General features: G+C 45.3%; 10 protein-coding genes. All 10 read left to right on the forward strand.

Translation table 11 applies throughout. The features are described 5' to 3' along the window. Positions 1–262 precede the first annotated feature (262 nt). The 10 genes from KE626_RS12005 (at position 263) to KE626_RS12050 (ending at position 20,178) form a co-directional block, all read left to right on the forward strand. Entirely contained in the window at positions 263–994 is a 732-nt protein-coding gene (locus KE626_RS12005) for a GntR family transcriptional regulator (RefSeq protein WP_211973146.1), read from the forward strand. Between the two features lie 555 nt (positions 995–1,549). Next, complete coding sequence (locus KE626_RS12010; RefSeq protein ID WP_211973147.1) at positions 1,550–2,329, forward strand: GntR family transcriptional regulator; 780 nt, start codon at positions 1,550–1,552, stop codon at positions 2,327–2,329. Beyond that, positions 2,313–4,976, forward strand: coding sequence for an ROK family protein (locus KE626_RS12015; RefSeq protein ID WP_211973148.1), 2,664 nt, complete (start codon positions 2,313–2,315; stop codon positions 4,974–4,976). The genes KE626_RS12010 and KE626_RS12015 overlap by 17 nt, the downstream gene beginning before the upstream one ends. A 44-nt stretch (positions 4,977–5,020) precedes the next feature. Continuing rightward, the gene (locus KE626_RS12020; RefSeq protein WP_211973149.1) at positions 5,021–6,397 is read left to right on the forward strand and encodes a sugar porter family MFS transporter; all 1,377 of its coding nucleotides are present in this window, start codon (positions 5,021–5,023) and stop codon (positions 6,395–6,397) included. 732 nt (positions 6,398–7,129) lie between these two features. After that, entirely contained in the window at positions 7,130–10,258 is a 3,129-nt protein-coding gene (locus KE626_RS12025) for a SusC/RagA family TonB-linked outer membrane protein (protein WP_211973150.1), read from the forward strand. 29 nt (positions 10,259–10,287) lie between these two features. Further along, the gene (locus KE626_RS12030; protein WP_211973151.1) at positions 10,288–12,030 is read left to right on the forward strand and encodes a RagB/SusD family nutrient uptake outer membrane protein; all 1,743 of its coding nucleotides are present in this window, start codon (positions 10,288–10,290) and stop codon (positions 12,028–12,030) included. Positions 12,031–13,102: 1,072 nt separating this feature from the next. Next, positions 13,103–16,360 (forward strand): SusC/RagA family TonB-linked outer membrane protein, encoded by a 3,258-nt coding sequence (locus KE626_RS12035; protein WP_211973152.1) that lies wholly within the window; start codon positions 13,103–13,105, stop codon positions 16,358–16,360. A 28-nt stretch (positions 16,361–16,388) separates the two neighbouring features. Beyond that, positions 16,389–17,846 (forward strand): SusD/RagB family nutrient-binding outer membrane lipoprotein, encoded by a 1,458-nt coding sequence (locus KE626_RS12040; RefSeq protein ID WP_211973153.1) that lies wholly within the window; start codon positions 16,389–16,391, stop codon positions 17,844–17,846. A gap of 39 nt (positions 17,847–17,885) precedes the next feature. Further along, complete coding sequence (locus KE626_RS12045) at positions 17,886–18,530, forward strand: immunoglobulin-like domain-containing protein (protein WP_211973154.1); 645 nt, start codon at positions 17,886–17,888, stop codon at positions 18,528–18,530. Positions 18,531–18,684: 154 nt separating this feature from the next. Continuing rightward, positions 18,685–20,178: an FAD-binding oxidoreductase gene (locus KE626_RS12050; RefSeq protein ID WP_211973155.1), complete on the forward strand. Its 1,494-nt coding sequence runs from the start codon at positions 18,685–18,687 to the stop codon at positions 20,176–20,178. The last annotated feature ends 12 nt before the right edge of the window (positions 20,179–20,190 follow it).

The following is a 20,190-nucleotide window of genomic DNA, read 5'->3' on the forward strand; positions in this document are numbered from 1 at the left end:
TTGTTACCTGCTGTCCTTTGCCTTCCTGATGCATCAGGTTGCATCTTCTTCCCTGTGCCGGTCATAACGTGTTTATTGGTTGTTCGCCGTTTAATAGGGCTTTACATCATTTCATGTTCACCACGGAGCTAAACCGTGTCATTCTTCAAATGTATATACATATATACATAATGTCAACATTTTTCTGAATTTTTTTGGATGAGTGGTTTACTTTCTCAGCAAAATGGCTCAAAAAGGGTAATATTGTGACTTATACACTTATATGACTTTTAGAATTGACCACAAGAGCCCTATTCCCCTGCATATACAAACAGAGGAACTGCTCAGGAAGATCATCAAGCAGCAGCAGTATCAGAACGGCAAGCATTTGCCCAATGAAGTTGAACTTGCTCAAACGCTTAATATCTCCAGGGGAACATTAAGACAGGCGGTTAATAAGCTGGTATATGAAGGTCTCCTTGTCAGAAAGAAGGGGGTAGGTACCAAGGTGAATAACATGGTAAGCTCGCGGGCATTGAACTGGCTGAGCTTTTCGCAGGAAATGACCATGAGGGGCATACCCATCAAGAACTTTGAGCTGAACCTGAGCTGGGTAAAACCGGAAGAAAGCGTCGCCAATTTTTTTGAGCTGCAGGGAAACAGGAAGGTCTTAAAGTTAGAGCGCCTGAGAGGCCGTCCGGAAGGGCCGTTTGTTTACTTCGTATCTTATTTTCACCCGAGGATAGGGCTTACAGGAGAAGAGGACTTTAGAAGGCCCCTGTATGAGATCCTGGAAAAGGATTACCTGGTGGTGGCCAATCTCTCTAAAGAAGAAATCAGTGCAAGAGCGGCCGACAAATTTTTAGCCGGCAAATTACATCTTGAACTAGGAGGGCCCATCCTGTTCAGAAAAAGGTTTGTTTTTGACCAGGCCGAGCGCCCTATTGAATACAACCTGGGCTACTACCGAGCCGATAGCTTTATCTACACTATTGAAAGCAGGAGAGAGCAATAGCGGTTCGCTGTTATGCCTGGGGGAATTTACGCTGCGTACCTGGTAACCCGGTGTAGCTATGCCGGGGTTTTTGTCTTGAGCAGGATTAAACTGATATTGATGATTTTAGGATTTTCTTTTCATGTTATATGCCCCGGGGCTTTAGCTATGCTTAGGGGTTGCTGTTATAGCGCCATAACGATACCTAAGCGGATTATCAGTACCCATACTGTTATATAGCTTTGCCAGGCGTCATGGTCATACTTAACGGTTCATCTCTACCCACTGTAATATAGCTTTGCTACGCGCCATAGCCATACCTAAACGGGTTATCTGCGCCTATACCGTTATATACCTTTACCACCCACCATAGCCGTACTTCACAGTTTATCACCCTCCTAATTGTTACACGGCGCTGCCGGGTTACCTGTGCCTTTTATTTTTACACCACCCCGGGGCAACTCCTTCCTACCACCATCTTTTTTTTCATAACAGGAAACAGCGAATCGTAACAAGAAACAGCTTTTTCGTAGAAATTATTTTGGAAATTATTAATTTAGCAATATGTTTGTACATATGAACATATTCCCATTGCTGGATCACCACAGCAAAGTTCCGCTTTACATACAGGCGGAGCAGCTCATCAGAAAACTGATACGGGAAAACCAGTTAAAGGAAGGGGAACTATTCCCGGCAGAAACAGATCTTGCCAAACGATGGGGAATATCACGCAACACCCTGCGACAGGCAATGAGCAGTTTAGTGGAAGAAGGCTTACTGATACAAAAGAGGAAAAGCGGCACCATCGTTGGAGACGGAGATATAGCAACGAAAGGAAAAATTACAACGGACCTCAACAGGTGGTTCAGTTTTACGCATGAAATGGAAGATAAAAGTTGTCCGTTCAGGGACCTTCTAAATACCGTCAGTGTGATTAAATGTTACAAAGAAATAGCAGACAGGTTTCAGATTGAACCCGAAACCAGGGTGGTTTGCCTGGAAAGGGTACGCAGTACCACCAGCAGCCCGATGGTATATTTTAAATCGTTCTTTCATCCTCATATCGGGCTTACGGGAGCAGAAAACTATCACCAGCTGCCACTCTATGAAATGCTCGACCGGGAATTTGGTGTTGTACCCATGTATTCGCAGGAAGAAATTGGGATGGTAAACGCGGCAACAGAAATTTCAAAGCGGCTGAAAGTTAAAACCGGCACGCCGGTGCTGGAACGCAAACGTTTGGTACTGGATAAAGAAAGGCAACCTTTGGAATTTAATGTCTGTTATTACAGGAGTGATTGGTTTAACTATTGTATAGAACTAAAACGTTCAGAAACAAATGAGAACCGGAAATAGAAAAATAGGAATGGATGTAGGAGGCAGTCATATATCGGCTGCCGTTATCGGGCATACCGGCGAAGACCCTGTCCGGAAAATCAGGACAGTGCTGGACTCCCATGACAGCGCCAACAATATCGTAACAGCTATCAGCAATTGTATTAAAGAACTCAGCACGGGGGAAGATGAAGTGGAGGCCGTGGGCATCGCTTTTCCAGGGCCGTTCGATTATGAAAAAGGTATCTGTGCGGTGGTTAACGTAGGAGGGAAGTTTGAAAAAACATTCGGACTGCATATGGAGCAGGCAATAAAGGACCGTACCGGTTTGTATAATACCCGCTTCAAATTTTCTAATGATGCCCATTGTTTTGCTGCGGGCGCATATGATCTGCACAGGCTAACCAGCAAACGGACTGTTTTTATTACACTGGGTACCGGCTTTGGCTCTGCCTTCATGAAGGAGGGGGTATTGCTGGAAACACATGCTGATATCCCGGCTTCCGGCGCATTTTACGACCAGGATTGTTGCGACGCCAAAGCGGATGATTATTTTTCCACCCGCTGGCTGTTAAATACCTATACACAAATCAGTGGCGTCACTATTGCTTCCGTAAAGGAAATAGCAGAGAGCGGCACAGATAGCGCCTATGCCGTAATGCGCCAGTATGGCGAAAATATGGGACGCTTCCTGCTGCCCTGGCTGCAGAAATTTCAATGCGATGAGCTGGTGATAGGCGGAAATATTACCAAAGCCTTTTCCCTGTTTGGTCCTTCGCTAAAAGAAGCCATCGGGCACCTGGCAGATAAAATAAATATTGTACTGTGCGACGACACAGAGAACTGCATTATTACCGGCGCAGCGATTATCGCCGGCAACGATAAACATTCAAACAGCAATAAGATAATGAGAAAAACTTCACAGGAACTGTTACCCTTAACTGCATCTGCAAAAGATACAGGCGTTTATAATATCTATCCTTCCTTTCCTTCCGGTGAAAAAGTATATCAGGGATTTGATACACTGGCAGCAGAGATACGCAATGAAAAAATAGTCATCATTGATGGTTATGGCGGTGTATTGTGGGAGCAATTCAGGGAACAGCTGGCGACAGCCCTGCAAGTGGAAAACAAAAAAATATGCTGGTATGATATCAACACCTGCCTGAAGCCGGTAGCGGAAATCGAGGCCATGATCGCCGGCAGTTTGAATGGCGATGACCCGGTGTTTGGAAAAAGATATACCGGTGACCTGCTTGATTTTTTTGACGAAAAGAAACTGACACTCATCGCCCCCGACCCGGCCACGGACATCTCCATCGTGTACGGAACAGGAGCTGCGCTTGCCGGAATAAAAGGTAAACTGCTGTACGCCGACGTGCCCAAAAATGAAATCCAGTACCGCATGCGGGCAGACAGCATCACTAATCTCGGCGCCAACGAAACAGCGGAAAACACGCAGATGTATAAACGTTTTTACTTTGTTGACTGGCCGGTATTGAGCAAACATAAAGCAAAACTTCTTCCTCATATCGATTACATCATTGATGAACAGCGCATCAATGCCATTACCTGGATGAAAGGCGATGTATTCAGAAGCACCCTGGGCCAGATGCTGGAACAGCCTTTCCGGGCAAGGCCCTGGTTTGAAGCCGGCGTATGGGGCGGCGACTGGATGAAGCAACATATTCCTCAACTGAACCAGTCTGAAGTGAATTATGCATGGTCTTTCGAGCTGATCACACCTGAAAACGGAATCGTATTAGAAGGCGGAAATAATTTACTGGAAGTGTCTTTTGACTACCTGTTGTACGCAGATAATAAGAAGTTGTTGGGCAAGGCAGCTGAAAGATTCGGAACAGAATTTCCTATCCGTTTTGATTTCCTCGATACCTTCGATGGCGGCAATCTCTCTATCCAGTGTCATCCCAGACCGGCCTACGCCAAAGAACATTTTGGAGAAAACTTTACACAGGACGAAACCTATTATATCCTCGATTGTGACGAGGATGCTACGGTTTACCTCGGCTTCCAGGATCAGATAGATCCTGAAGCATTTAAAACCGCATTACTGGAGGCGCAGGAGAGCGGCGTTGAAATGGAGGTGGAAAAGTATGTGCAGAAGTTCCAGGCGCATAAACATGATTTGTTCCTTATCCCCAATGGCACTATACATGCCTCCGGGAAAAACAACATGGTACTGGAGATCAGCAGTACCCCGTATATTTTTACGTTCAAAAAATACGACTGGCAGCGTCCGGGACTGAATGGACAACCCCGCCCCATTAATATTGAACATGCCATGAACAACCTTTACTTCGACAGGAAAGGTGACTATGTAGCTGATAAATTAATATCTCACCCGGTAGTGGAAGAAGAATGGGATGGTGGCCGTAAAATAAAGCTGCCTACACACGAAGAGCATTTTTACTGTGTTTACCGGTACGAATTTAGCGGCAGCATCAGTATTCCAACCAATAACCAATGCCATGTGTGTATGCTGGTGGAAGGAGAAAAGATAGCTGTTAGCAGTGATGGCCATGCATCTGCTTTTCACTATGCAGAAACATTTGTGGTGCCGGCTGCTGCAGGGAGTTATCAGATCACCAACAAAGGCAATGGGAAAGCATTTGTAGTGGTGGCGCATGTGAAAGATGACCATTGCTGAAAACAGGAGTAAAAAAATAAATCATCATCCGACAACCAAAATTTATGACAGAGGCAAAAACTAGCCGGTTTATTGTATTCATTACGCTCATCGCAGCGTTGGGAGGTTTTCTTTTTGGCTTTGATATGGCCGTGGTGAGTGGTATTATAGAGCCGGTCAAGTTACAGTATGGGCTATCTTCTTCGCAGGAAGGCCTGTTTGTTTCCTGTGCTTTGTTGGGTTGTATTGCCGGGGTGGCCTTTTCCGGTTATCTCAGTGATAAAATAGGCCGGAAAAAAGTATTGTTTATCGCCGCCTTTCTTTTTTTGATCAGCGCGGTGGGATTTGCCTTTTCAAAAGACTACACCATATTAATTTCCTTCCGTATCATGGCAGGGATGGCAGTAGGGGTGGCCTCCAATGTGTCGCCATTGTATATTTCAGAAATTGCCCCGGGGCACAAGCGTGGGGCATTGGTCACCTTTTATCAGCTTGCCATCACCGTTGGGGTATTATGCGCTTATCTGAGTAATCTTTTCTTACAAAGAAATGCGGCCGCTGCTACAGGCAGCGGCGATGGCTTGCTGCATTGGCTGTTTATAGAGAATGTATGGCGGGGTATGTTCCTGGTGGCGGTGATACCCGCAACAGCATTTGCATTGTTACTGCTGATTGTTCCTGAAAGTCCCCGTTGGCTGGTACAGTATGGCAGAACCAGCGAGGCATTGGCGGTGCTGATAAAAACATCCGGCGAACAAGAGGGGGTGGCTGAACTGAAAGCTATCCAGGAGGCGGCTTCACAGCAAAAAGGAGGTTTCTCCGAATTGCTGCGTTTACCGCTGAGCAAGTTACTGGCACTGGCAATGATTCTCACAGCCCTTTCGCAACTCAGCGGTATTAACGGCATTATCTTTTACGGCCCTACTATTATGAAGTCGGCCGGCATTGTTACCAGCGACGCCTTGTTTTACCAGGTAATACTCGGATTGGCCAATACTGTTTTTACCGTTATTGCCATCATGAAAGTAGATAGCTGGGGCCGCCGGCCGTTATACCTGTATGGCTCTATATTTTCCGCACTGGCATTACTACTGACCGGCTTTTGCTTTTTAACCGGCATTACAGGGTGGCTGATGTTGGGCGCCATTATTCTTTTCCTGTTGTTTTTTGCGCTTTCGCTGGGGCCATTGAAATTTGTTATTTCTACAGAAATATTCCCGACCCATGTACGGGGAACGGCGGTATCTGTTTGCATTATGACCATGTGGGTATCTGACTGGTTTGTAAACCTCCTGTTTCCTGTGATGAGGGATGGTTTAGGCATAGCGGTTACCTTTTTTATCTTTTCCTTTTTCTGCCTGGTTTCCTTTTTCTATGCTAAAAGCAAACTAATGGAAACGAAAGGAAAAAGCCTGGAAGAGATCGAGAAAATGCTGACCTGAGGCTGGTCTTTCTATGGGATATTGACCAATACCGATGTTTATTTTGCCCTGGCCTGATGGCGTTTATTTTTTTTATAAATTAGTTGTCGGTCATTGGATAACCAGATGGTTTTATGATCAACTTATAACGGATAATGATCCAGCTCCGGCAGTCTTGCCGAGGTTTTATTTTCCAGCTATAGGGTTTTGACAGAACGGCATGGAGCCACCATTTTAATGCAGCCAATTTTGAACGAGAGTGAACAAATATATTTAAAGCACGCTAAAGGAAGTATGATGTAGTAATAGGAACAGTGAACAATGACTGGTAACAGATCAATACTCATCGAAGATTATTATGCTGTTGCAGTATAATAATATAAGGACCAAAACTTACAGATACAGATAAGCACTTACAAGGAGGGCGAGGGTTTTCGCCAGCTGAAATATTTATCCTCAGTGAATTCACAGTGCTTGATTTATACGATGGGTCGTGGTCGACGCTGATGAATTCACGTGGAATTTATGATAGATTTCGCCGTTCCCGGCGAAATATTTTAAACCTGTTATATCCATAACAGTAAGGCGTTTCGTGTGATGCTGCGAAAAATTACCACTGCAAAAATAGCATTTATATTAGTCAAGTTAGACGTTGTACACCGCACCAGATAGTTAGACCTTTAGGATGATTAGAGCTTTTATCAACCGAACAATGATTTGATTCCACAATTTGCCACCTGTACAATTTTTTTTATGAACCAAGCTAAATCGTTACTATGGGCGATCGCGTTGTTGTGCATTATGCTGCAATCCACGCGGATCTATTCCCAAAACAGAATTAACGTCAAAGGCGTTATCACCGATTCTACCGGTGCTCCATTACCTGGCGCAACAATAAGCCAGGAAGGGAATTTGAAAAACGGAACCATTTCGGCTCCGGATGGCCACTTCGAGTTAAATGCACCTCCGGGCAGTCGTTTGAAAATTACAATGACCGGTTTTAATACAGCCTTTGCTGTTTCCGGTAACGCAGAACTGAAGATTAAACTGCACGCATCCACTACAGATCTTACAGATGTGATAGTAGTGGGGTATGGCACACAGAAGCGGACTAAGATGACGTCTGCGGTTTCTTCCATGAATGCAAAGGATATACAGCTGATCCCGGCTACCAATCTATCTAATGTATTGGCAGGACGTTTATCCGGAACCTTTATCAGTTCACCAACCGGTACGCCTGGTATCGGCTCTAACGTAAAAGTGCGGTCACGCTCTTCCTTCAGTAACAGCGCCGTAGAACCGCTGTATGTAATTGATGGAGTAGTGCGTGATAAGGTTAGCTTCGATGCACTGGATCCCAATGAAGTAGCGGATATTACTATTTTGAAAGATGCTTCTTCAGCGGCTATTTATGGTTCCCGTTCTTCTAACGGAGCTATCCTGGTAACTACAAAAACCGGCAGAAGCGGCGCCGCGGTGATCAATTTTAACACCACCTATAACACCATGCGTACAGGTAAACTGCCTGAATACATGCCCGTTAAAGATGGCTTGAATTTGAGTAAAGCAGTGAACGGCGGTTTAAGTGATGAAGAAATTGACTGGGTGCTTAAAAACAATCCTAATGGCGATAACTACTACAAAGCCGCTTATCACAACCCTTCCAGCCAACGCTATGCATTAAGCGTTTCCGGGGGCAGTGAAAAAATAACCGGTTATATAGGAGGTTCTTATGTGAAGGAAGACGGATTCCTGCCGCAGGTATCTTACAAAAAGTATAACCTCCGTGGAAATGTGCAGGCCAACCTGGTAAAGAACCTGACACTGGGTTTAAACATGGGAACAAGCTATGGCACGCGCAGCCGTTTCAACTTTACCTATGATTACGGTTCCGATGACCTGAATAACCTTTGGGGTAAACTGTTGTACTGGGATGTATTTGCCACTCCGTATATCAATGGCAAACCCAATAACCCTGGCTGGTTAGGGAACCCAATAGAGATGATGAAAAACGGCGGCTACTGGCGTAATAATAACCAGCAGATAGACGCCCTGGTAACAGCAGAATACAAAATACCTGCTGTAGAAGGACTAAGCATAAAAGGTACTTATAGTAAGAACTTTGACAATAGCTACATCAAAACCTTCGCAAAAAAACAAACGCTGTATAACTTTAAGAAATCAGGTCCCAATGGCTTAATCTATACTGATGAAATGACCGGTACTACCATGAGCGGGGATCCCGGTTCTGAGTATTTAGGGAATGAGTACAATAAATCCAACACTTACCAGTTAAACGCACAGATTAACTACGATCGCACATTTGGAAAACATACCATCGGCGCACTGGCTGTTTATGAGCAATATGAAGGATTTGGTAACAATTTCAGGTTGTACCGCTATAATTTCCCGCTCGTTGCCACAGATCAGTTTTTGTATACCAGTGGAAACAATGCTGACTGGTCTACCGGCGGTGGCGAATCACAGATTGGAAGGATGTCATACATCGGAAGATTTAATTATGACTATGATGCGAAGTACCTGTTTAGCGCATCTGTGCGCAGAGACGGTTCTACCAACTTCGCGCCGAATAAGCGCTGGGGCTGGTTCCCATCTGTGTCTGCCGGTTGGGTAGTTTCTAAGGAAGGATTTTTCCAATCCTCAGGACTGGGCCATGCGGTTGATTTCCTGAAGCTGAGAGGATCTTATGCTACCACTGGTAACGACATCCTGGATAAAGATGATCCTAACAGCAGGTGGAGATGGATGGAGCAGTACATCATCCAGGGAGGCACTTATTTTATGGGGGCTTCCGGCGTTACCGCGCCACGTCTCGCATATGGCGGTTTGCCTAACAGCAACCTGACCTGGGAAAAATCAAACACGGCTGGTTTTGGTATCGATGCAACGGTGTATAAAAATATACGCTTCACCTTCGATTACTGGAAACGTAAGTCGTACGATATATTAGGCACCCGTATCCTGGCTATCCCGAGTGAGTTCGGAGCATCTTTACCTCCGGAAAACTATGGAAAGGTGGATTCCAAAGGTATTGAAATAGAACTGGGCTATAGTAACAGCATTGGCAGAAATTTCAGTTACAATGTAAAAGGCGTATTCACCTATGCTACCAATAAGGCCATTAAGAGAGATGTGGCCGCAAATACACAGGACTATGCCAACCCAATTGGCAAAACATTGGCCTATGGATATGGTTATAAGGCGCTCGGCGTAATAAAAACACAGGATGAGTTGAATAAACTGCCGGCTGGTTATACTATTAATGGGGTTGCTCCTGCTTTAGGTGATATGCTGCTGGCTGATCTGAGCGGCCCTGATGGAAAACCGGATAATAAAGTGGATAGCTACGACCAAATGGTATTGGGCAACTACTTCGGCGCAGACAATGCACCTATGGCTTACGGACTGAATATTTCCCTGACTTATAAAGGATTTTCAGTAGAAGCGTTATTCTCCGGTCTCACAGGATACAAAATAGGTTACAGCGATCCATGGGGCAGAAATTTTGGCGGCGGCGGAAAAGTGCCTGCATTCCATGCTGATTCCTGGAGCACCGACAATCCGGATGGCTCTTCACCCAAAATGTACCCATGGGGAGATCCGCATTCAGCGGGTTATACCTGGAGCTCTAACTACACCACTTTTAACGGAGGGTTTTTACGGATGAAATACCTGAACCTGGCTTACAGGCTGCCTGATATTATCCTGAACAGACTTGCACTTAAAGATACCAGGATTTTCCTGTCAGGATCAAACCTGTTCAATATCTCCAAATTTAAGTTGTATGATCCTGAAGTGGCCGGGTTCATGAGCTACCCAACAATGAAAACATTCACAGCAGGAATTGACATAAGACTGTAGAAAGCGTGTTTAAATTAAAAACAAAGAAAATGAAGACTAAGTTAAATATAGCAGCACTCATCTTTTTCGTTCCCTTCCTGTTGATGAGTTGCAGTAAAGTACTGGATAAAACAAACCTGTCGGCAGTTGGCCCTGACCAGGTATGGTCGGATGTAAATATAGCGACGGCCTACTTAAACCAGATCTACTCAGGTCTGATGCCGGGTAATACTTCAGGGGGAGGGAATGGCACAGATGAAGGAGTAGCTTATCAGAAGCAAACCAACGACTGGTTCAGAGGCACGGCTACTTTCGATTCAAGAAATAGTTTTGGCACGTATAACAACATCCGCACCATTAATATTTTGCTGGCGAATATCGACAAAGCAGCTTTCGGCCAGGCAGATAAGGACAAAATTAAAGGGCAGGCATTATTCTGGAGAGCCTGGGCTTATCATAACCTGGTAAGTGATTATGGCGGCGTACCGCTAATATTGGAAGCGCAGGCTCCTACTACAGATTTAACGTCGTTGCAAAAGCCCCGTAACAAAACATCGGAATGCGTAACGCAGATTTTAAAAGACCTGGATGCTGCTATTGCTTTATTACCCGATGCCTTTACAGACAATGATATGGGAAGGATAGATAAAGGAGTGGCCATGGCCTTTAAAGGAAGGGTATTGTTATTTTATGCCAGCCCGTTGTTTAATGGTTTGGGGGGTATTGCTACCTGGCAGAAGGCGTTTGATGCCACTAAAGCGGCAAAAGAATTCCTCGATGCACGTGGTAAAGGATTATATGCACCTTACAACAAGATCTGGGATGATGAGTTAAACAAAGAAGTAGTAATGGTTCGCCGGTTTAACTATCCGCAGGCTACATATTTCCAGGGAGGTTTAATTCCTTTGGATTGGTCTAAAGATGATGTAGGTTATGACCGCCCTTCCCTGGAACTGGTAAATTCCTTCCCGATGAAGGATGGCTCCAGCTGGGAATCACAGACAAGAAGCTATGATACCCTGTTCTTCAGCAGAGACGACCGCTTTTATGCGAATATCTACTATAACGGAGCGCCGAACCAATATCTGAAAGGGATGCGTGACAGCAAAAGTTACCTGTGGACTTACTTCACCAGCATCACCAACTATAATGGTAATACCGGCCTGGAGGGCGTGCATAATCCTGTTACCCTGGATCCGCTGTGGTCTAACTCCAGCTTTTACCGCATAAAAGCAATCGATAAAACAATTGATAAGGGTACTGTTTATAATGCAGGTGTTGACTGGGTTGAAATCCGCTATGCGGAAGTGTTGATGAACTATGGAGAAGCTGCTAATGAAACAGGTAACAGTGCAGCTGCGCTTGATGTATTAAAACAAATCCGGGCGCGCGCTGGCGTGCAGCCAGGTATTGCCGGTAACTACGGTATTACCGCGGTGTTGCAATCAGACATACGCAAGGCATACCAGAAAGAGCGTTTTGTTGAGTTTTGTTTCGAAGGTAAACGTATGCTTGACCTGCGCCGCTGGAAAATGTTTGGTTACCTGAGAGGTCTTCCCCAGCGCCATGGAATAGCTGTATTGTTGAAAGCCGGTCAGTCGAATGTTAGTCCGATGTCGGATATAAATACAGACTGGAACAAATTTACTTCTACCGTTATCCCAACAGATGCAGTGGATATAGCGATTAAAGATCAGTATTATATCTATGGTATTCCTAAATCCATCCTGGACAGGAACCCATTGTTAAAACAAAACAATAACTGGGGCGGTGAGTTTGATCCGCTTCAATAGAGCTTAAAGCCGAAAGCAAAAAGCAAAAAGCTATTTTCCCGAATGATCAAAGCGCATATCATAACCGCTTTGATCATTCGGGAAAATAGCTTTTTGCTTTTTGCTTTCGGCTTTTCGCTTCCGATTTAATCAGTTAACTATAAGATTTATCTATAACTATGAATCAGGATAAGTTATCTAATATTTTATATTGATATTCAATGTTTTATTATTTTTTTACAAGACAATTCTATAGATAAAGTACTCATGTTATTATTTTTCCCCAATAAAGACTTAATTTAGTGGTTATAAAATGCACCTCACCTGAATCACTATTTGGAATAAAGTATAGAGAATAACAAAATCTGGATCGGGATATCGAGTATTAAAATAGATCGGGCGTCGTTTATCAGCAGAAAAATAATAAAGCTTATGAACTTCTTACCAGGAAAACAAAATCTAAACGCTTACAAGAGATTTCATTGGGTGAACATTTACTGCACCTACCATCTGCCATAAGTTTCAAAAAAAGTATAGTATAGCTTTGTGTCTGGCCATCAACGACTGGCGGTAAATGCCAGGTACATGGCGCTATAGAAAGTTCAACAATCAGGCGGATAACATAAGCACGACATAGAGGAGTATACAGCCGCCGTATTGTTCAGTATGGCAATTTTTAACGCAACAAGCAATTTGCGGTGGTGAATAACCACCCGGTTTACTGTTCCCTGAAACAGCTTTTTAAAGCGTAGGTGATGAATAAAAAAGTTGTTGCAATACAGGAGAAGGTTTAAACCATCGTGATTTCAGGCTGTCATATTTAATGAGCGATACCATAGTATCAGCGCGATGCCGTACAATTTTTCAACCAAAGGCGTATAACCAAAATCAACGACCAGTCTTATGATGTATAGGATCAACAGTCGAAACCACTCAAATAACTGATTAATATATAACCGGTCTCACAACAAAATGGTAAATCAATGATGCCGTATTATGATGCGCTTTCATGCGCCAATGGCCCTCCGCTTAGGGGCTGTATTTATTAAACCAAAGTAGAAAAATTAAACAAACAACAACCAAAATCTTGTTTATGAGAAAAAAAACAACCCATCTTATTCCTTTCATTCCGGGTATAAACACGGCCACCAAAGAAGCTTTTCGTAAAGCTTTCCTGGCAATGCTCGTGTTTATTTTGCCGCTGTTTGCTTTTGCGCAACAGCAGGTAACCGGTAAAGTGACTGCGCAGGAAGATGGCTCTGCCTTACCAGGTGTAAGTGTAAGAATTAAGAACACAAATACCGGTACTGCTACTGATGCAAAAGGTAACTATACCATTACAGCATCCCAGGGAAGTATACTGGTGTTCTCTTTTATAGGTTACAATGAACAGGAAATACCTGTAACATCCGGCCTCAGATACAATGTGTCTTTACAATCTGTCCGTACTTCCTTAACGGAAATAATTGTAACAGGACAGGGTGTAAAAAGAGAAAAAAGGAGTCTCGGTTATGCCGTGGCTACTATCAACAAGGAAGACCTGGGTGATAATACCAGCCCGATAAATGCGCTGACAGGTAAAGTAGCGGGTTTGAATATTACCTCCGGGTATGCGCCGGGCGCCTCTTCCAGGATTACTTTGCGCGGACCTACTTCTTTCAGTGGCAACAACCAACCGGTGTTTGTTATTGATGGTATACCCGTGAGCAATGATAATATCAGGAATACGGACTTCCTCAACGACCAGGTGGACTATGGTAACAGGGGAAATGACCTTAACCCGAACGATATTGAAAGTATCACCGTGTTGAAAGGCCCGGCTGCTGCCGCGCTGTATGGAAGCATTGCTTCAAATGGCGCCATCCTGATCACCACAAAAAAAGGGAAGAAGAACTCACCCGCACAAATCAATTTCAGCACCAGTTACCAGCTCTCAAAGATCCTGAAATTCCCTACTTTCCAGAATGAATTCGGAGAAGGTAACCTTGACGGTATTCCCGATGACAGAAGAGAGAATTTCAGCTGGGGTGAAAAATTTGACGGCAAAGAAAGGCCGTTCGGACAAATTATTGATGGTAAACAACAGTTAAAGAAATATGAAGCTATTCCGAACAATGTAAAAGATTTTTTTGACCCGGGACAAACCTTCAATAATAACCTGACTGTTTCCGGCGGTAATGAAAAATCAACTTATTTCTTATCAGTGGGTGCATTAAATAATAAAGGAATTATTCCCACCACTAATTACAACAAGTATAGTGTGAGAGTAAGCGGATCCTCTGAATTTTCTGATAAGTTCTCCAGCCAGGCATCTGTGGGATATACCAATATCTCCAGCCAGCTGCCTTTGGGAGGTCAGACCAACTCTGTGTATGCCTCCATATTCCAGCAGCCAAGGGATGCTCCGATCGTTGATTTCAAAGATCTCAGCAACCACTATAACGGCACTTTCACCGGCCCCGATGGTACCAACTACTATGGATACTATGGCGCCTATACGAAAAACCCGTATTTCCTGCTGCAGAATTATAAGAATAATAACTCGGTAGAACGTGTCAACGGAACATTTTCGCTTTCGTATAAACCCATCAATGGCCTCGATATCACCGAGCGTATTGGTGCGGATATATACAGCGACCGCAGGTATGAAAAGGCTGCCAAGTATTCCTTTGTACCGGTTGATCCTTTTTATGAAGGCAACAACTGGGTGGATAATGGTAAGTACTCACAGGACATTACCAACTATACACAGTTTAACCATGACCTGATCATCACTTACACAACTGCACTGACCAGGGATCTGAATATGAAGTTGTTGGCGGGTAATAACTTCAGGATGACTACCAGCAATAACCTGTTTTCTGCCACCAACACCACCGGTGGTTTGATTGTACCAGGCTTCTATAACCTCGACAATTCCAACGGACCTGTGAATTCTACCAACACCCTTTCACAAAGGAGACTGTATGGTTTTTACGGGGAAGCTGACTTTGATTACAAAAATATGCTGTTCCTGGGTGGAACCATACGTAACGACGTTTCTTCCACGCTCCCTACCAATAATAATTCTTATGTGTACCCAAGCGTGAACGCCGCTTTTGTATTCTCTGAGTTATATAAGGATAAAGCTTTCAGCGACATCCTGAGTTTCGGAAAGGTGAGGGTCAGCTATGCTAAAGTAGGTGCGGATGCTCCTGCTTACCGGTTGCAGACTACCTACACTAAAACAGACGTGAATGGCGACTTCGGGGAGATTTTATTCCCGATTACCAGCAACAACGCTACCATACCTGGTTTTGCCCGCAATAACCGCATCGGTAATCCGAATCTGAAACCGGAGTTCACCTCTTCTTTTGAAGTGGGAACAGAGTTGTCTTTACTTAAAAATAAAATCAACCTGGACGTAACTTACTACAGTACCAAATCCACCAACCAGATTGTGGATGTGCCTATCCCTAACAGTTCCGGATTTAATAACATCACCCTGAACGTGGGAGAAATGACCAACAAAGGGCTGGAAATAGGCGTAAGAGCTACACCGGTTAACACCGCCTATGGCTTGCGCGTGGAACTCTATGGTACTTACAGTAAGCTCGACAATAAAGTAGTAGATATCAACGATAAACTGGACCAGGTGGCCATCAGTGCCGGCATCAGCGGTACCACCGCGATGGCACAGGTAGCCGCTAAAGGCAGGAAGTATGGAACCTTCTATGGTACCGGTCTGGCAGTTGACCCGACAAGTGGTAAGGTTATCATTGATCAGGCAACAGGTTTGCCACTCAACAACGCCACTAACTACTATGGCAGCTACCTGCCCGACTATATGGCTTCATTCGGCGCTAATATCAGTTACAAAGGCTTTATGCTGAAATTCCTGTTTGATACCAAACAGGGTGGCGTGTTCTACTCAAACACCAAGAGCCTGATTGACTTTGGCGGCTATGCGCTGGAAACAGCGACCAACGGCCGTCAGGATTATGTATTCCCTAACTCCGTGTACCAGGATGCTAACGGAAAATATGTGGATAATACCTCTATTAAATTCCATCCGTACGACTACTGGACTAATGTGGTACCGGCCGGAGAACATATTATCGACGCCAGCTACATCAAGCTGCGTGAGGCTTCTTTTGGTTATTCCTTTAGCCAGTCGATGTTAAGACATACCCCATTTTCAAAACTAACGGTATTGTTGTATGGCAATAACCTGTTTTTATGGGTGCCCAGCTCCAATAAGTTTGCTGATCCGGAAATCAATGCGCAGGGAGCCAGCAACGTGCAGGGATATGAATTCTTATCCAATCCTTCACTCCGGAACATGGGTATTAAAGTGGATGTGTCATTCTAATTTCAATTGGGCTTAAAAAATAAACTTGATGAAAACGAATATAAAATCACTGATTTTGCTGTCGACCTTCCTGTTTTCATCCGCGGGTTGCAAAAAACTCCTGGATGTAAATACGGATCCCAACAATGCGTTGGATGTGCCGGTAGAAGTATTGCTACCTTCGGCAGAAACGGGACTTACATTTGCGGTGGGAAATACCCTTACCATCGATGGCGGTATCTGGAGTCAATACTGGACACAGAATCCTACCTCGTCACAATATAAAACCCTGGACCAGTACGCTCCTGCACAGGGCGACTTCGGTAACGTATGGCTTAATATTGAAGTAGACGCGCTCGAAAACTTCCAGAAGGTCATCGATAAAGGAAACGCTACCAATAAAAAGCAGTACGTGGCGATCGCCATGCTGCTTAAAGCATACGCTTTCCAGCTCAGCACCGACCTCTGGGGAGATGTACCTTTTTCGGAAGCGTTACAGGGAGATGCGACCACCCAGATACTGAATCCGAAATATGATTCACAAAGCGACATTTACAACGGACTGGTGAAACTGGTGGATGATGCCATCAAACTCATTAATCCGGACGAACCGGCTCCCGGTAATGATGACCTGATTTACCAGGGAGATATGGAAAAATGGTTGCGCTTCGCCAATACCCTGAAGTTAAGAATAGGATTACGCCTGGCGAAGAAAGATGCCGCCAGGGCTGCCACCATCGTTAAGTCGCTGGCGGGCGCGGATTTTATTCAACCCGGTGAACCGGCACTTCAAAACTTTAATTCTACCGGCGGTCAGCAAAATCCGCTGTATGGCGCTATTGCAGGTACGGTGCTCAATACAACACAGAACCTTGTAGCCAGTTCCACTGCAGTCGACTTCTTTAATGTCAATAACGACCCGAGGCTGTTTGCTTTCTACGATCCAATCAATACGGGTAACGTAGTCGGCATTCCGCAAGGAAGTTTCAATGCGCCGCCTACTACAACTGTTTCACCCCCATCAGCTGCTACCAGCGGTAATGCAAAAGATGCCAACTCCGCGCTGGCGCCCGTAAAACTGATGACGGATTATGAGGCCAGCTTCCTCCAGGCAGAAGCCGTGGTAAGAGGCTGGCTCAGCGGTGATGCGGAAGAGTTGTATAACGCGGGTATTACCAACAGCTTTGATGCCTATCACGTAGATGGAGCCAGTGATTACATGACGCAGCCGTCTGTGGCATTCCCGGCCGGTGGATCTTCCGAAGAAAAGATAAAGGCCATTATCACACAAAAATGGGCAGCCATGTGCGGCAACCAGACTATTGAAGCCTGGTCAGAATGGAGAAGAACCGGGTATCCCTCCTTCTTTGTTATTTCAAAAGGATCTATTATCGGGGCAGGCAGATGGCCTGGTATATTCCTGTATCCTTCTTCGGAACTGACCAGGAATCCAAACGCGCCCAAAGCCAATCATTTTGTATACGATAAAGTGTGGTGGGCGAACTAACAGGCATATCGATATTCTTTTAACTATTAATTGTACTTCATGAAAGTAATATATATGTTCCTGGCAGGTTGTATGCTGCTCGCAGCCTGCACAAAGGACTCGGAAAACAAGTATACCCAAATGGTGACTCCCAGGTACCCCGTTATCACGCTGAAAGGAGCGCCGGCGGTTACATTGGCTGTTGGCAGCGGCGCCTATACGGATGCAGGAGCTACTTCGTTTGACAGCATCAACAACAGCACGACTACGCTCCAGCCGTTAAACAACGACGTGGACCCGGCTACTGCAGGTTTTTATATCGTGAATTTTCTCGCAAAAAATGTGTACGGTTACAGAACCTCCGCCAGCAGGCTGGTACTTGTTACCACCATTCCCGCGAGCGATGATATCAGCGGTACCTACAAACGTACCAATGGCGTAATTGTGCACGTAGTAAAAGCCGGTCAGGGATTATATACCGTTGATAACGTTGGTGGCGTTGCCAATGCGCCGGCCTTCGTTTTTCCATTCTACATCGGCTTTACAGACCTTAACACCTTTGAGGGGCCTACCCAGATCACACCGCTTGGTAAGTTATCCATTACCAGTCCAACCATCATACGTTCAGGCGGTAAAATAACCTTGAAGTGGATAGTTATTAATCCAAACTTTGGAGGCGCGGTACGTACCTTCGAAAGACAATAATTGCTGTGTAAGCGGAAAGCCAAAAGCAAAAAGCTATTGTAACGAATCATTAATACGGAATACCATCCGGGTAATTTATTCGTTACAATAGCTTTTTGCTTTTGGCTTTCTGCTTTCCGCTTACTAAATTTAGCTATCCTAACTGCTAAGCAATATGACCACTATCAAATTGAAAATCGTTAAACCCGATCAGCCCGATTACAACACCTGGAACAACCGTGGCGTTAACCTCAGGTTTGAAGGGCATCCCGCAGAAATTATTCCTGTTAACACGATCGACGCCCTCGCGGCGGCGTTGCAACATGCTGTTGACGAAGGGTTGCGCCCGGCCGTGCGCGGCGGTGGTCACTGCCTCGAGAATTTTGTCAGTAACCCGGGTGTAGAGGTAGTTATTGATATTTCCGCGATGAAAGGCGTGCGGTATGATGAAGAACGTAATGCAATAGAAGTAACTGCTGGTACCACATTGGGTGAGATGCAGGAAGCGCTATATCACAACTGGGGAACAGTACTGCCTACGGGACAACATCCGGCAGTGGGAGTAGGCGGACATATACCGGGCGGGGCTTTCGGCTTTATGCACCGGCTGCATGGATTAGGTGTCGACTATCTTTATGCCGTGGAAGTATTGTGCGTGAATAAAGAACGGCAGGTAGAAAAGATTATTGCTACCAGTGATCCATCTGATGAGCACCGTGAACTCTGGTGGGCGCATACCGGCGGTGGCGCCGGTAATTTCGGAGTAGCCACCCGCTACTGGTTTCGCAAACCCGGCAACAGCAAGGATCCTGCGGAACTGTTGCCCAAAGCGCCGGCTGTTGTGGAAACCATCGAACTCGAATGGCCATGGAGCGATATGGATGAAAATGCTTTCCGGCAGCTGGTCAACAATTTTGGCCACTGGAGCTATGCGCATGGCCGTCCGGATAGTGATGCGCTGAACGTATTTGCAACGATGCATCTCTGGAACAAGGTGCTTGGAAAAATACAGCTGAAGGGATTGGTGTTTGATCCGTCTGCAAATGCAGCCGATGATTTTATACAAGCCATCAACGGTAAAGCAGGCATACCTTGTACCGTGAAAAAAGAACAAATGAGCTGGCTCGATTTTGCCCTTAACCCGTTCCCGGATATATTTTCAGGCGGTAAGGCAGCGTTCAAGGTAAAAGATGCCTTCCTTTGCAAACCTTATACAGCGGAGCAGCTGGGTACCATCTATCACTATTTAGCTGAACGGAATGATATACCTGGCGGAAATGTTGGTTTGGCCACCTACGGTGGACAGGTAAACAGTGTTGCCGCTGATGCTACCAGCTCAGCCCAGCGCGGGGCAATCATGGCTACCGCCTGCGTGGTTGGGTGGATGGATCCGGAAGCTGCCGCCGGCAGTATGGATTGGGTACGCAATTGTTACAGCGATTTGTTTAAAGCGACCGGTGGCGCCCCGGTACCCGGTGATCAAACCGGGGGAAGCGTTATTGCCCATCCCGACAATGACCTGGCCGATCCCACCTGGAACCGTTCAGGCGTACCCTGGCATACCTTCTACTACCAGGATAATTATCCACGCCTTCAGCAGGTAAAAGCAAAATGGGATCCGCTGAATATTTTCAGACACCGGTTGTCGGTACAAGCGGCCGGCCTATAGAGCAAAAAAGCA

The sequence above is a fragment of the Chitinophaga hostae genome (assembly GCF_018224885.1).
Lineage (GTDB): Bacteria > Bacteroidota > Bacteroidia > Chitinophagales > Chitinophagaceae > Chitinophaga > Chitinophaga hostae.

Bases quoted from the DNA above. Each gene is read 5' to 3' on its own strand.
- KE626_RS12020 (WP_211973149.1), top strand. From the start codon at position 5,021: ATGACAGAGGCAAAAACTAGCCGGTTTATTGTATTCATTACGCTCATC.
- KE626_RS12010 (WP_211973147.1), top strand. From the start codon at position 1,550: ATGAACATATTCCCATTGCTGGATCACCACAGCAAAGTTCCGCTTTAC.
- KE626_RS12040 (WP_211973153.1), top strand. From the start codon at position 16,389: ATGAAAACGAATATAAAATCACTGATTTTGCTGTCGACCTTCCTGTTT.
- KE626_RS12045 (WP_211973154.1), top strand. From the start codon at position 17,886: ATGAAAGTAATATATATGTTCCTGGCAGGTTGTATGCTGCTCGCAGCC.
- KE626_RS12015 (WP_211973148.1), top strand. From the start codon at position 2,313: ATGAGAACCGGAAATAGAAAAATAGGAATGGATGTAGGAGGCAGTCAT.
- KE626_RS12030 (WP_211973151.1), top strand. From the start codon at position 10,288: ATGAAGACTAAGTTAAATATAGCAGCACTCATCTTTTTCGTTCCCTTC.
- KE626_RS12025 (WP_211973150.1), top strand. From the start codon at position 7,130: ATGAACCAAGCTAAATCGTTACTATGGGCGATCGCGTTGTTGTGCATT.
- KE626_RS12005 (WP_211973146.1), top strand. From the start codon at position 263: ATGACTTTTAGAATTGACCACAAGAGCCCTATTCCCCTGCATATACAA.
- KE626_RS12035 (WP_211973152.1), top strand. From the start codon at position 13,103: ATGAGAAAAAAAACAACCCATCTTATTCCTTTCATTCCGGGTATAAAC.
- KE626_RS12050 (WP_211973155.1), top strand. From the start codon at position 18,685: ATGACCACTATCAAATTGAAAATCGTTAAACCCGATCAGCCCGATTAC.